The 13,045-nt window shown below is 69.3% G+C and carries 13 protein-coding genes and 5 tRNA genes; 15 read left to right on the top strand and 3 right to left on the bottom strand.

The window, feature by feature from the left end:
- On the bottom strand, positions 1–2,368 hold a 2,368-nt coding region (locus ABT381_RS20055; protein ID WP_351595820.1), incomplete at its 3' end, for a sensor histidine kinase.
- A gap of 598 nt (positions 2,369–2,966) precedes the next feature.
- On the opposite strand from ABT381_RS20055, the gene ABT381_RS20050 reads away from it, so the two are divergent.
- The 10 genes from ABT381_RS20050 to ABT381_RS20005 all read left to right on the top strand — a co-directional run bounded on the left by ABT381_RS20050 (position 2,967) and on the right by ABT381_RS20005 (position 7,633).
- Entirely contained in the window at positions 2,967–3,152 is a 186-nt protein-coding gene (locus tag ABT381_RS20050) for a hypothetical protein (RefSeq protein ID WP_351595817.1), read from the top strand.
- A gap of 96 nt (positions 3,153–3,248) precedes the next feature.
- Complete coding sequence (locus tag ABT381_RS20045; RefSeq protein WP_351595814.1) at positions 3,249–4,010, top strand: fumarylacetoacetate hydrolase family protein; 762 nt, start codon at positions 3,249–3,251, stop codon at positions 4,008–4,010.
- Positions 4,003–5,508: a glutamate--tRNA ligase gene (gene gltX / locus ABT381_RS20040; protein ID WP_351595811.1), complete on the top strand. Its 1,506-nt coding sequence runs from the start codon at positions 4,003–4,005 to the stop codon at positions 5,506–5,508. Before ABT381_RS20045 ends, gltX begins: the two co-directional genes overlap by 8 nt.
- Positions 5,509–5,661: 153 nt before the next feature.
- Positions 5,662–6,243 (top strand): Uma2 family endonuclease, encoded by a 582-nt coding sequence (locus ABT381_RS20035; protein ID WP_351595808.1) that lies wholly within the window; start codon positions 5,662–5,664, stop codon positions 6,241–6,243.
- Between the two features lie 28 nt (positions 6,244–6,271).
- Positions 6,272–6,994 (top strand): HAD family hydrolase, encoded by a 723-nt coding sequence (locus ABT381_RS20030; RefSeq protein WP_351595805.1) that lies wholly within the window; start codon positions 6,272–6,274, stop codon positions 6,992–6,994.
- A gap of 85 nt (positions 6,995–7,079) precedes the next feature.
- Positions 7,080–7,151, top strand: a tRNA-Gln gene (locus ABT381_RS20025).
- Between the two features lie 46 nt (positions 7,152–7,197).
- A tRNA-Glu gene (locus ABT381_RS20020) sits at positions 7,198–7,270 on the top strand.
- A 64-nt stretch (positions 7,271–7,334) separates the two neighbouring features.
- Positions 7,335–7,407, top strand: a tRNA-Glu gene (locus ABT381_RS20015).
- A gap of 33 nt (positions 7,408–7,440) precedes the next feature.
- Positions 7,441–7,512 (top strand) — tRNA-Gln (locus ABT381_RS20010).
- Between the two features lie 48 nt (positions 7,513–7,560).
- Positions 7,561–7,633 (top strand) — tRNA-Glu (locus ABT381_RS20005).
- 167 nt (positions 7,634–7,800) lie between these two features.
- On the opposite strand, the gene ndgR is transcribed toward ABT381_RS20005, so the two are convergent.
- Positions 7,801–8,520 carry an IclR family transcriptional regulator NdgR gene (ndgR, locus tag ABT381_RS20000; RefSeq protein WP_351595803.1) on the bottom strand — a complete coding sequence of 240 codons (720 nt, stop codon included), beginning with the start codon at positions 8,518–8,520 and terminating at the stop codon, positions 7,801–7,803.
- Positions 8,521–8,693: 173 nt separating this feature from the next.
- Between ndgR and leuC the strand changes: the two genes are divergently transcribed.
- The 5 genes from leuC to ABT381_RS19975 all read left to right on the top strand — a co-directional run bounded on the left by leuC (position 8,694) and on the right by ABT381_RS19975 (position 12,212).
- Complete coding sequence (leuC, locus tag ABT381_RS19995; RefSeq protein ID WP_351595801.1) at positions 8,694–10,127, top strand: 3-isopropylmalate dehydratase large subunit; 1,434 nt, start codon at positions 8,694–8,696, stop codon at positions 10,125–10,127.
- Positions 10,128–10,131: 4 nt separating this feature from the next.
- A complete protein-coding gene (leuD, locus tag ABT381_RS19990) occupies positions 10,132–10,725 on the top strand; it encodes a 3-isopropylmalate dehydratase small subunit (RefSeq protein ID WP_351595799.1) in 594 nt (197 codons plus the stop codon).
- A 136-nt stretch (positions 10,726–10,861) separates the two neighbouring features.
- Positions 10,862–11,107, top strand: coding sequence for an SCO5555 family protein (locus tag ABT381_RS19985; protein ID WP_030267010.1), 246 nt, complete (start codon positions 10,862–10,864; stop codon positions 11,105–11,107).
- Between the two features lie 125 nt (positions 11,108–11,232).
- A complete protein-coding gene (locus tag ABT381_RS19980; protein ID WP_351595796.1) occupies positions 11,233–11,916 on the top strand; it encodes an HU family DNA-binding protein in 684 nt (227 codons plus the stop codon).
- Between the two features lie 92 nt (positions 11,917–12,008).
- Positions 12,009–12,212: a hypothetical protein gene (locus tag ABT381_RS19975; protein ID WP_351595793.1), complete on the top strand. Its 204-nt coding sequence runs from the start codon at positions 12,009–12,011 to the stop codon at positions 12,210–12,212.
- Between the two features lie 28 nt (positions 12,213–12,240).
- Here the strand turns inward: ABT381_RS19975 and cofC are convergent, their stop codons facing one another.
- Entirely contained in the window at positions 12,241–12,930 is a 690-nt protein-coding gene (gene cofC, locus ABT381_RS19970) for a 2-phospho-L-lactate guanylyltransferase (protein ID WP_467754714.1), read from the bottom strand.
- Between the last annotated feature and the right edge of the window lie 115 nt (positions 12,931–13,045).

The raw sequence follows: 13,045 nt of genomic DNA, 5'->3' as shown, positions 1-13,045 counted from the left end.
GGGCCGCGGGACGGCCGCCGAAGGCGTTGTTGTGCTGCGGACCGGCCGGGGCACCGGGGGCGCCACCGGGCGCACCGCCGGGCGCGCCCGCTCCGGGGCGGCCGGGCAGCGCGGTACGGGGACCGGAGCCCATCTGGCCGCGCGGCTGCAGGCCCGCGAGGCGGCTGGAGTGCTGGCCGCCGGCGTCGCCGGAGCCGCGGCCGCCGGCGGGCTTGCCGCCCTGGCCGGGCTTCTTGTTCGCGTTGTTCGCGCCGCCGCTCTGCGCGACGTCCACCGGCAGCATGACCAGGGCCGTCGTACCGCCGGAATCCGAGGGACGCAGCTGGACGCGGATGCCGTGCCGCAGGGACAGCCGGCCGACCACGAACAGACCCATCCGGCGGGACACCGAGACGTCCACGGTCGGCGGGCTGGCGAGGCGCTCGTTGATCGCCGAGAGGTCCTCGGGGGAGAGGCCGATGCCGGTGTCGTGGATCTCGACCAGTACCCGGCCGTCGGGCAGCGCGTGACCGGTCACCTTGACCTTGGTCTGCGGCGAGGAGAACGAGGTCGCGTTCTCCAGCAGCTCGGCGAGGAGGTGCACGAGGTCGTTGACGACGCGGCCCGCGACCTCGGTGGTCGGCACCGCGCTCAGTTCGATGCGCTCGTACTGCTCCACCTCGGAGGCGGCCGCACGCAGCACGTCGACCAGCGGGACCGGGCGGGTCCAGCGGCGGCCCGGCTCCTCGCCCGCGAGGACGAGGAGGTTCTCGCCGTTACGGCGCATACGGGTCGCGAGGTGGTCGAGCTTGAAGAGCGAGGAGAGCTGGTCGGGGTCGGCCTCGCGGGACTCCAGCTCCGAGATCAGCGACAGCTGCCGCTGGATGAGGCCCTGGCTGCGGCGCGAGAGGTTGGTGAACATCGCGTTGACGTTGCCCCGCAGCAGCGCCTGCTCGGACGCCAGCCGGACGGCCTCGCGGTGCACCTCGTCGAACGCGGTGGCCACCTTGCCGATCTCGTCCCGGCTGTGCACGCCGACGGACTCGACCGAGGTGTCCACGTCCTGCGGGTCGGCCTCGGAGAGGTGCTTGACCAGCTCGGGCAGCCGCTTCTGGGAGACCGTCTGCGCGGTGTCCTGCAGCCGGCGCAGCGAGCGGACCATGGAGCGGGAGACGACGAACGCGCCGATGAGCGAGATGCCCAGGACGAGCAGGATCACCGCACCGTTGATGATCGCGCCGGTCGTGGCCTCGTTGCGCAGCTCGCGGGACTTCTGCTCCATCTGGGAGAGCAGCGTGGTCTCGATGCGCGACATCAGGTTGACCTTGTTGGTGTCGAGGTCGTACCAGTCCAGGTACGACATCTCCTCACCGCGGATGCCCGACTCGGTCTTGAAGCTGCGGTCGGCGAACGAGTTCGCGTGCTCGATGTCGTCGTTGCCGCTGTCCAGGCCCTCCATGAGGGAGGCGGCGCCGGGGTAGATGTTGGAGAACCGCTTGAGCGCGGACTCCTCACTGTCCTCGGCGGTACGGCCGGCGAGCCGGTCGTTCGCGGACAGGTGCGCGTGGCCCTTGTGCGACAGACCGGCGCTGACGAACGCCCGCTGCATCGACGCGTACTCCTTGGCGGAGGAGAACGCGGCCAGGGAGCGGGTGCTCTGGATCATCTCCGGGCTGCTGGTCGCCTGCGCCATGTCCTGGGAGAGCGCGAGCAGCGAGGTGATCAGCTGGTTGTACGCGGTGACGGTCTGGGCGACGTTCTCGTTGTCGGTGTACGCCTTGTTCCGTACCTCGTTGAGCGTGCCCAGCTGGCGCTGGATGTCGACGATCGTGGCGCGCACGCCGGCCATCGAGCCGCGTGCCGAGTCGACGTCGTCGGTGTGCTCCTTGAAGGACTTGATCGCGCGGTCGGTCTCCTCGCGCGGCGCCACCACATCGGTGTCGTCCTTGGTGTTGCCGGAGCCGGCCAGCGGGCCCGCCGAACGGTCCCGCTCCTCCTGGAGCGCGTCGGCCAGCTCGGTGGCCTGCCGCGTCATCTCCGTGAGCAGCTGCATCCGGTCCAGCTGGTCGATGTTGTCCAGCTCGCTGCTGATGCGCAGGCCGCCCAGCGTGGTGGCGGCGACCACGGGCAGCGCGATCAGGGAGACCAGGCGTGTGCTGATGCGCCAGTTGCGCAGCGACAGACGGGCCCCGGGGCCCATGGGGCCCTTGGCCTTGGGGCGCTCGGCGGCGGAGTCGCCGGCCGGCGCCGGGTCGGTCCGGTCGGTCGGCAACGTGCCGCTCGCCGGACCGTTGCTCTGGGCGCGCTGCTGGGAGGCGGCGCGGTCGGTCCCGCCGCGCAGCTCCGGGTCAGCCGCAGCGCTGCCATCCCTCTTGAAACGTCCCTGCACTAGCGTCGCAACCTCTGGACCAGGCGTCCCTCCGCGGTGACGGCGGGACGGTGTCGAGTCGTAGGGGGCCGGGCCCCATGGCGGTCGTGAGTGTGACCGGCGTGCTTACTCCCTCTGGCGAAGAGAGCGGCACCCACCGCGCGGCGCTGCTCTGCGCCCCCTGCGCGCCGTGTGAAACATGCGGCGGTCCGGGGAATTCCAGCACAGTGCCGGAGCGGCAACAAGAGCGGAGCCCCTGGCTGTGACATGCGTGACGCAATGTACGGGGTGTGTCACGAGTCGTAGAAGGTCTCCCCCCTTATAACGGACTTTTGGCAGCGTTCCGGTCGCAGTTGTGCGCTGCCCCAGGTGCGGTGATGGGGAGTGGAACGTGCGCTTCGCTCCGCCAATGTCCGTTTCGCCAACGGCTTTCGATCATGAAAATTGCGGCATTTGCCGCACAGTTCGTGAGCAAACTCACACGGTGATCGCCGACTTGACCGCAAGATCGACGGGAATAGCGCGCATAGCCTGACGCTTTACACACGTGCCGCAATCGCCCAGCGGCACGTTGCCCGGGCAGTGACCACCACACGCGAGATACGCGAGGCATTCCGCAGTGAAGACGACGATGATGTTCCGCTCCATAGCCAACCCGCGGCGCACGACCCTGATGCACCTGAAGGACGCCGAGGAGCTGCAGACCGCGCCGGCCGAGGACGCGACCCGGCCCGAGGACGCCGTCGAGCTGCCCGCCCAGACCGCCAACCCCCGCCGCACCGTCCTGATGGACGCGCCCGAGTAGGACGCGACGCACAAAAAGGACAGAGGACGGGTCCTGCTCCCGCGATAGCCTGGGGTGTCCACTCCCGGTAAGAGATCAAGAGGGGCAGCGGCTTCCGTGCGCATCGCCAGATTTTCCATCGACGGCAACGTCGGCTTCGGCGTCGTCGAGGGCAGTGACCTCGATGTCATCAAGGGACACCCCTTCGCCGAGTTCGAGCGCTCGGGCCAGAAGGTCCCCCTGGACAAGGTGCGGCTGCTGCCGCCCGTCCTCCCGAACAAGGTCGTGGCCATCGGCCGCAACTACGCCGAGCACGCCAAGGAGCTCGGCAACGAGGTCGACGACGTGCCGGTCGCCTTCTTCAAGCCCTCCACCTCGGTGGTCGGCCCCGGCGACCCCGTCGTGTACCCCTCCTTCTCGCAGGAGGTGCACCACGAGGCCGAGCTCGCCGTCGTCATCGGCCGCATGTGCCGCGAGGTCCCCCGCGAGCGCGTGAAGGACGTCATCCTCGGCTACACCTGCGCCAACGACATCACCGCGCGCGACGTGCAGAAGCGCGAGGCGCAGTGGGCCCGGGCCAAGGGCTTCGACAGCTCCTGCCCGCTCGGCCCCTGGGTCGAGACCGAGCTGGACCCGAGCGATCTGACCATCCAGTGCACGGTCAACGGCGAACAGCGCCAGCTGGGCCGCACGAGCGAGATGGTCCGCTCGATCGAGGACCTGATCGTCCACATCACGGAGGCGATGACGCTGCTCCCCGGCGACGTCGTCCTCACGGGCACCCCCGCCGGGGTCGGCCCGCTCAACGTCGGCGACGAGGTCGCCGTCACCATCGAAGGCATCGGCACTCTCACCAACAAGGTGATCAAGCGTGGCTAACGCGACCCCCGTCCGCGTACGGTTCTGTCCCTCGCCGACCGGCAACCCCCACGTGGGCCTGGTCCGCACCGCCCTCTTCAACTGGGCCTACGCCCGGCACCACGGCGGCACGTTCGTCTTCCGCGTCGAGGACACCGACGCGGCCCGCGACTCCGAGGAGTCCTACGAGCAGCTCCTGGACGCCATGCGCTGGCTGGGCTTCGACTGGGACGAGGGCCCCGCGGCGTTCGACAGCAGCGGCAAGGGCGAAGGCGGCCCGCACGCCCCGTACCGCCAGTCGCAGCGCATGGACATCTACCAGGACGTCGCGAAGAAGCTGCTGGACGGCGGCCACGCCTACCACTGCTACTGCACCGCCGAGGAGCTGGAGGAGCGCCGGGAGGCCGCGCGCAAGGCCGGCAAGCCCTCCGGGTACGACGGCAAGTGCCGCACGGTGACCCCCGAGCAGAAGGCCGCGTACGAGGCCGAGGGCCGCACCTCGATCGTCCGCTTCCGGATGCCCGACGAGACGATCACCTTCACCGACCTGGTCCGCGGCGAGCTGTCCTTCACCGCGGAGAACGTCACCGACTACGGCATCCTGCGGGCCAACGGCGCGCCGCTGTACACCCTCGTCAACCCGGTCGACGACGCGCTCATGGAGATCACCCACGTCCTGCGCGGCGAGGACCTGCTCTCCTCCACCCCGCGCCAGATCGCGCTCTACAAGGCGCTGATCGAGCTGGGCGTCGCGAAGCAGGTCCCGGCCTTCGGCCACCTGCCGTACGTCATGGGCGAGGGCAACAAGAAGCTCTCCAAGCGCGACCCGCAGTCCTCGCTCAACCTCTACCGCGAGCGCGGCTTCCTCCCCGAGGGCCTGCTGAACTACCTCTCCCTCCTCGGCTGGTCCTTCTCCGAGGACCAGGACATCTTCTCCGTCGAGGAGATGGTCGCGAAGTTCGAGATCGAGGACGTCAACGCCAACCCGGCGCGCTTCGACCTCAAGAAGTGCGAGGCGATCAACGCCGACCACATCCGGCAGCTGGACGTGAAGGACTTCACCGAGCGCTGCGCCCCCTGGCTGCGCGCCCCCTTCGCCCCCTGGGACGAGGCGGACTTCGACCAGTCGGTGTTCGACGCGATCGCCCCGCACGCCCAGAGCCGCCTGAAGGTCCTCTCCGAGATCACCGACAACGTCGACTTCCTCTTCCTCAAGGAGCCGGTCTTCGACGAGGCGTCCTGGACCAAGGCGATGGGCAAGGGCGACCCGGTGGCCCTGCTCACCACCGCCCGCGCCAAGCTGGAGACCGCGGACTGGAGCAGCCCGGAGTCCCTCAAGGAGGCCGTACTGGCCGCCGGCGAGGAGCACGGCCTCAAGCTCGGCAAGGCCCAGGCCCCGGTCCGCGTGGCCACCACCGGCCGCACGGTCGGCCTCCCCCTCTTCGAGTCCCTCGAGATCCTCGGCAAGCCCCGCACGCTCTCCAGGATCGACGCGGCCCTGAAGAAGCTCGCGGCGTAACGCGCTCGGAGTTACCTCGTCTCCGAGAGGGGCGGCGACCACACCGGTCGCCGCCCCTCTTTCGTGTATGACTGAGGGTGCAGGAACGTCTACGCAGGGGCGGTGCCGGACATGACGCGGAACACTGAGCGGGACGCGACGAGGAGGGCGAACATGTCTGTGACTGCCGATCGACCGCACATGCTGCAGGGCGAATTCGAGGAGCTGGCCCGGGTCGCCGCTCGTACCACCGAGGGGCTGCGTCTTGAGTTCATCAACGGGCGGCTGGGGGTCAAAACGGTGGCGGACGGGGATCACGGGAGGATCATCCAATGGCTCACGCGTCTCTGCCTGCAGACGCGTCCTGAGCTGTGGGTACATGATCAGGGACTGAGGGTGGAGGCGTACCGCACCGGCTATGCCATTCCTGACGGTGTTCTCGCACCAAGTGACGCCTTCGTCGGCGCGGGTGATTGGGCCGATCCCGACCCGGCGCTCATGGTCGTCGAGGTGACCTCGTTCGATTCGGACACCGACCGCCGCGACCGCATCGACAAGCCCCGCGCCTACGCCGGGACCGGCATCCCCGTTTACCTCCTGATCGACCGGGACAGCTGCGAGGTCAAGGTCTTCTCGCAGCCGGACGGCAGCCGCTATGACCAGGTGGTCAGCGTGGCCTTCGGCATGAAAGTCATCCTCCCCGACCCCGTGGACCTGACCCTCGACACCGAACCGCTCAAGAACTGGGTCTCCTGAGAGCGGCGGTGCCGGTAGCGTGCGGGGTATGCCCATACGCGCGGTCCTCTGGGACGTCGACGACACGATCTTCGATTACGCGAGCGCCGACCTGGCGGGGATGCAGGCGCATCTCCTCGCCGAGGGCCTGGCCGACGGATTCGTCTCCGTCGACCAGGCCCTCGCCCGTTGGAAAGAGGTCACGGAGATCCACTGGCGGCGCTTCGAGGCCGGCGGGATCACCTTCGAGGCGCAGCGCCGGGACCGGGTGCGTGAATTCCTCGGTATGACGTCCATGAGCGACGAGGACGCCGACGGGTGGTTCGGGCGGTACCTCGCGCACTACGAGGCCGCCTGGGCGCTCTTCCCGGACACCTTGCCGGTACTGGAGCTGCTTGCGGCGGAGTACCGGCACGCGGTGCTCTCGAACTCCTCCACCCGCAATCAGGACCGCAAGCTGCGGGTCCTGGGCGTACGGGACCGTTTCGAGGCGCTGCTGTGCGCGGCGGAGCTGGGGATCGCCAAGCCCGCCGCCGGGGCCTTCCACGCCGCCTGTGAGGCCCTGGGGCTGCCGCCGGCGGAGGTGGCGTACGTGGGCGATCAGCCCGACATCGACGCCGGTGGCGCCGTGGCCGCGGGCCTCACGGGCATCTGGCTGGACCGCCGGGGACTGGGCGGCCGGCCCGAGCTGATCCGGATCACCGGCCTGAACCAGCTGCCCGGCCTGCTGCGCGGCGATACCCGTTTTGGAGCGCCGGACGCCTTCGGGTAATGTTCTTTCTGCGCCGCCCGAGAGGGCCGACAGGCCCGGCGGGAAGCGCAAGCCAAACAAAATCCCGCAAGGGGTTGCGTTTTGGTGGGCTATGGTGTAATTGGCAGCACGACTGATTCTGGTTCAGTTAGTCTAGGTTCGAGTCCTGGTAGCCCAGCAAGAGATCGTCTTCTCGGAAGTGCAGTCTCTTGATCGCAGTGCCAGCCCCCGTTGTGTAGCGGCCTAGCACGCCGCCCTCTCAAGGCGGTAGCGCCGGTTCGAATCCGGTCGGGGGTACAGATCCTTGCACTCCACCTCCTTCGGGTCGCTCCCGGATGCGGTGATGATGAGGATCGCTAGGGCCCCCGTTGTGTAGCGGCCTAGCACGCCGCCCTCTCAAGGCGGTAGCGCCGGTTCGAATCCGGTCGGGGGTACTGGTGCCGATCCTGGATCGGTCTCAACCACCATGGGCTATGGTGTAATTGGCAGCACGAGTGATTCTGGTTCATTTAGTCTAGGTTCGAGTCCTGGTAGCCCAGCGCAGTTGAGCAGGTGGACTGCAAACTTCCTGCTCACACCGCAGGTGAGCCCCCGTTGTGTAGCGGCCTAGCACGCCGCCCTCTCAAGGCGGTAGCGCCGGTTCGAATCCGGTCGGGGGTACACAGCGAGAAAGGCCCTCCACTCAGGTGGAGGGCCTTTTTCGTGCGCCCGCTTTCGCAATGGCCGGCGTCGGTCATGATGAAAAGAAAAAGCGCGAGAAGAAAAGAGCGGAAAAGGCCCCCTGCCCACCGCCGGCGGCGTTGGCGACGGCAGGCGTGGGGGAGTGGTCAGCCCGTGGTGCGGCGCAGGGCCTCGCTGAGGCGGGCCGCCGCGTCGATGACGGCCTGGGCGTGCATCCGGCCCGGGTGGCGGGTCAGCCGCTCGATCGGCCCGGAGACCGACACGGAGGCCACCACGCGGTTCGACGGGCCGCGTACGGGCGCGGAGACCGAGGCCACGCCCGGCTCCCGCTCGCCGATCGACTGGGCCCAGCCGCGGCGCCGTACGCCCGAGAGCGCGGTCGCGGTGAAGCGTGCCCCCTGAAGGCCCCTGTGCAGCCGCTCGGGCTCTTCCCAGGCCATCAGGATCTGCGCGGCGGAGCCCGCCTTCATCGGGAGCGTGGAGCCCACCGGGACGGTGTCCCGCAGGCCCGAGAGCCGCTCGGCGGCGGCCACGCAGATCCGCATGTCGCCCTGCCGGCGATAGAGCTGGGCGCTCTCGCCCGTCACATCGCGCAGGTGTGTCAGTACCGGTCCCGCCGTGGCCAGCAGGCGGTCCTCGCCCGCCGCGGCGGCGAGCTCCGACAGCCGCGGTCCGAGGATGAACCGGCCCTGCATGTCCCTCGCCACCATCCGGTGGTGTTCCAGTGCTACCGCAAGCCGGTGCGCCGTGGGGCGCGCGAGCCCGGTCGCTCCGACCAGTCCGGCGAGGGTGGCCGGACCGGACTCCAGAGCGCTCAATACCAGAGCCGCCTTGTCGAGAACACCGACGCCGCTAGAGTTGTCCATGCAACGATACTCGCGTCTCACACTGTGAAACGCAAGTTCAATTTTCTGCGGAAGTCGCCACTCTTGAAGCGAGGCCCTGGACCGGGGCCCGTGTACCGCCCGGTACGAGGGGTACGAGCGGCGCGCAATCAGACGAGTTGGGCCGGCGAAGTCGGCCGGCCGGAGGGACAGCGATGGGACGGACACTCGCGGAGAAGGTCTGGGACGACCATGTCGTCCGGCGCGCGGAAGGCGAGCCCGACCTGCTCTTCATCGATCTTCATCTGCTGCACGAGGTGACCAGCCCGCAGGCCTTCGACGGCCTGCGCAAGGCCGGCCGCCAGGTGCGCCGTACGGACCTGACGATCGCCACCGAGGACCACAACACCCCCACGCTGGACATCGACAAGCCGATCGCCGACCCGGTCTCGCGCACCCAGCTGGAGACGCTGCGCAAGAACTGCGCCGAGTTCGGCGTGCGCCTGCACCCCCTCGGCGATGTCGAGCAGGGCGTCGTTCACGTCGTGGGCCCGCAGTTGGGCCTGACCCAGCCCGGCACCACCGTGGTCTGCGGCGACAGCCACACCTCCACGCACGGCGCGTTCGGCGCGCTGGCCTTCGGCATCGGCACCAGCCAGGTCGAGCACGTGCTGGCCACCCAGACGCTGCCGCTCTCCCCGTTCAAGACCATGGCCATCACGGTGGAGGGCGAGCTGCCCGACACCGTCACCGCCAAGGACCTGATCCTCGCCATCATCGCGAAGATCGGCACCGGCGGCGGCCAGGGCTATGTCATCGAATACCGCGGCTCGGCCATCGAGAAGCTCTCGATGGAAGCCCGGATGACCATCTGCAACATGTCGATCGAGGCCGGCGCCCGCGCGGGCATGATCGCCCCGGACGCGACCACCTTCGCCTACCTCAAGGGCCGTGACCACGCCCCGGCCGAGGGCGCGGAGTGGGACGCGGCGGTGGAGTACTGGAAGACGCTGCGCACCGACGACGACGCGGTCTTCGACCACGAGGTGGTCATCGACGCCGCCGAGCTGGCGCCGTTCGTCACCTGGGGCACCAACCCCGGCCAGGGCGCCCCGCTGTCCCAGAACGTCCCCGACCCCGCCTCCTACGAAGACGCCTCGGAGCGCTACGCCGCCGAAAAGGCCCTGGAGTACATGGGGTTGACGGCCGGTCAGCCGCTGCGCGACATCAAGGTCGACACCGTCTTCGTGGGCTCGTGCACCAACGGCCGCATCGAGGACCTGCGCGCCGCCGCCACCCTCCTGGAGGGCCGCAAGGTCGCCGACGGGGTGCGGATGCTCATCGTCCCCGGCTCGGTACGCGTCGCCCTGCAGGCCGTCGAGGAGGGCCTGGACAAGGTCTTCACCGCCGCCGGCGCCGAATGGCGCCACGCGGGCTGCTCGATGTGCCTGGGCATGAACCCCGACCAGCTGGCGCCCGGCGAGCGCTCCGCCTCCACCTCCAACCGCAACTTCGAGGGCCGGCAGGGCAAGGGGGGCCGCACCCACCTGGTCTCTCCCCAGGTCGCCGCCGCCACAGCGGTTCTCGGCCACCTGGCCTCCCCGGCCGACCTGTCCGATGCCGCCGCCCCCGCGCCCGCTGGAGTCTGAAAACATGGAAGCCTTCACCACCCACACCGGCCGGGTCGTCCCGCTGCGCCGCAGCAATGTGGACACCGACCAGATCATCCCCGCGCACTGGCTGAAGAAGGTCACCCGCGACGGCTTCGAGGACGGCCTGTTCGAGGCGTGGCGCAAGCAGCCCGACTTCGTGCTGAACCAGGACGCCTACCGGGGCGCCACCGTGCTGGTGGCCGGCCCCGACTTCGGCACCGGCTCCTCCCGTGAGCACGCCGTGTGGGCGCTGCAGAACTACGGCTTCAAGGCCGTCATCTCCTCCCGCTTCGCCGACATCTTCCGCGGCAACTCCCTCAAGAACGGGCTGTTGACGGTGGTACTGCCGCAGGAGACCGTGGAGGCGCTGCAGCAGCTGGCCGAGGCCGACCCCACCACGGAGATCACCGTGGACCTGGTCGCCCGCGAGGTCCGCGCCCCGGGCATCACCGCCGGGTTCGAGCTGGACGAGAACGCCCGTTGGCGGCTGCTGGAGGGGCTGGACGACATCAGCCTCACCCTCCGGGAGGAAGACTCCATCGCCGCGTACGAAGCGAACAGGCCGCCCTTCAAGCCGCGTACAGTAGTGGCCTGACCTCGGGGTTTTCTGGCTGAAAGACATCTTGCATACGATGCGCTCCTTGTCACTTGGCAAGGGGCGCTTCGTCTTGTTGAGTGGCGTGTTGAGGCCCCGTGAAGCGACAACTCACCGCAGATGGCACAATTAGCGCATGGAACGCGACGGCCAACTGGAGCTCTACGGTCTCGTCGCCGACCGTCTCAAGGCCGCACACACACGCGTGCGGACACTGCAAGTCCCGGAGGGCGTACGGATGGCGCTGACCCGGAAGCTGCTTGTCATCACGGCTGCGGCGAAACACGATCTGGCCGGCGCGGCACGGCGTCTGGAGCGCTTCATGAACGACCTCGACGAAGGGCGTTATCCCGAAGACGTGGATGCCGACGGAACTCCGTGACGGTCGAGTTCGTTGCGGCACAAGGGTGATTAGCCCGTTTCGTGTTTGATTTGCGGTATATATCTGCCTAACGTGCGAAAAAGCTTGAACACATTCGTTCCAGCAATGTCTCCGAAGGGGAAGACGTGAACAAGGCGCAGCTCGTAGAAGCCATTGCCGACAAGCTCGGCGGACGTCAGAACGCCGCGGACGCGGTCGACGCGGTCCTGGACGCCATCGTCCGTGCCGTGGTCGGCGGCGACCGCGTTTCGGTCACCGGATTCGGCTCGTTCGAAAAGGTCGACCGCCCGGCCCGTTACGCCCGTAACCCGCAGACGGGTGAGCGGGTGCGGGTGAAGAAGACCTCCGTGCCGCGATTCCGCGCCGGACAGGGCTTCAAGGACCTGGTCAGCGGCTCGAAGAAGCTCCCGAAGAACGACGTGGCCGTCAAGAAGGCCCCGAAGGGCAGCCTTTCGGGCGGTGCTTCCACCCGTACGACGGCCAAGGCCGCGGCCAAGAAGGCCACCGCCAAGAAGGCGACGGCGGCGAAGAAGACCACGGCGGCGAAGAAGACCACCACCGCCAAGAAGGCCACGCCGGCCAAGAAGGCCACCACGGCGAAGAAGACCACCACCGCCAAGAAGGCCACGCCGGCCAAGAAGGCCACCACCGCCAAGAAGGCGACGCCGGCCAAGAAGGCCACCACGGCGAAGAAGGCCACGGCCAAGAAGACCGCCCCCGCCAAGAAGACCACGGCGAAGAAGGCCCCGGCCAAGAAGGCCACCGCCCGCAAGACCACCGCCAAGAAGGCCACCGCCCGCAAGCGCTGACCGCCCCGCGGCGAACCTCGCGACGGGCCGGGCTCCCCTGAGGAGCCCGGCCCGCGGTGCGTTGCCCGCCCCCTCCCGTTTAGGCTCTGACCATGCAGGCCACCGCATACACCTACGACGCCGAGCGCCGCACGGGCAGCGTGCTGCTCGACGACGGCACCCCGCTGCCCTTCGACGCCCCCGCCTTCGACGCGGGCGGCCTGCGGCTGCTCCGCCCCGGCCAGCGGGTCCGCATCGACGTGACGGGCGAGGGCGCGGACCGCCGGATCACCCTCATCACGCTCCAGACGTTCTGACGCACCTGCCGGAAGGCCGGGCGGCCGCTCAGGCCCCCGGAGCGCCCAGCGCCGCGATTCCCGCCGAGATGGCCGCCGTATGGCGGGCCGTCCACGCCCCCACGCCCCATTCCAGCGCCACTCGGAGATCCTCCGGAGTGTCCACGTCCTGCCGCACCGACCGCACGTCGGACAACGCCAGCTCCTGAGCGCCGGAGGCCGCGTGCCGGGCCCGTGAGGCACCGCCGAAAGCCGGGGCCAATTCCACCTCCGGCGCCGCGGTCAGCAGCGTCGTCCCTATTTCCGCCGCGTCCGCGAGAAATGCGCGCGGGAATTGCGCGGCCGCGGTGAGCACCCGTTCCAGTTCCGCCGTGCGCAGCGCCGGAAGATCCGCATTGAGCGCCGCCACCGCGGCACCGGGGCGGTGCGCCCGTACGGTGTGCGCGCCGTACGCGATCGCGGGATTCAGCCCCGCCGCCGGCACGTCGGCCACGATGCGCGCCCCGAGAGCCGCCAGCGCCTCACCGGCCTGCGGATCGTCCGTGACAACCGCCACATCGCGCACCACCGGGCACTCCAGCGCCGCGGCCACCGTGTCCAGGGCGAACGCCAGCGCCAACCGGGGCCGAAAGCGCGCGTCCGCCGCGGCGGACAGTCTGCTCTTGGCCCGCACCAGCGGTTTCAGGGGCACCACCAGACTCCACACCGCATCCGCTCCTTCTTCTCGCATCGGCAGCATTGTCACCCGCTGCCGCCGCCCGCAGCAGGGCGCGGGGATACGGTGTCCTCGACAGACCGGGTACCGGGGGCGACACTTGTGCGGCTGCCGGGTCGCCGCAGCTCAGCAGGTCCCA

It is taken from the genome of Streptomyces sp. NPDC000151 (assembly GCF_040301705.1).
GTDB lineage: Bacteria > Actinomycetota > Actinomycetes > Streptomycetales > Streptomycetaceae > Streptomyces.
The sequence above is the reverse complement of the archived record's forward strand: the minus strand, read 5'-3'. Positions and strand labels throughout refer to the sequence as shown.

Excerpts from the sequence above, each read along its gene's own strand:
- ABT381_RS20035 (WP_351595808.1), top strand. The coding sequence starts at position 5,662 with ATGTCTGTGACTGCCGATCGACCGCACATGCTGCAGGGCGAATTCGAG.
- cofC (WP_467754714.1), bottom strand. The coding sequence starts at position 12,930 with ATGCTGCCGATGCGAGAAGAAGGAGCGGATGCGGTGTGGAGTCTGGTG.
- ABT381_RS19975 (WP_351595793.1), top strand. The coding sequence starts at position 12,009 with ATGCAGGCCACCGCATACACCTACGACGCCGAGCGCCGCACGGGCAGC.
- leuC (WP_351595801.1), top strand. The coding sequence starts at position 8,694 with ATGGGACGGACACTCGCGGAGAAGGTCTGGGACGACCATGTCGTCCGG.
- ABT381_RS19985 (WP_030267010.1), top strand. The coding sequence starts at position 10,862 with ATGGAACGCGACGGCCAACTGGAGCTCTACGGTCTCGTCGCCGACCGT.
- ABT381_RS20030 (WP_351595805.1), top strand. The coding sequence starts at position 6,272 with ATGCCCATACGCGCGGTCCTCTGGGACGTCGACGACACGATCTTCGAT.
- leuD (WP_351595799.1), top strand. The coding sequence starts at position 10,132 with ATGGAAGCCTTCACCACCCACACCGGCCGGGTCGTCCCGCTGCGCCGC.
- ndgR (WP_351595803.1), bottom strand. The coding sequence starts at position 8,520 with ATGGACAACTCTAGCGGCGTCGGTGTTCTCGACAAGGCGGCTCTGGTA.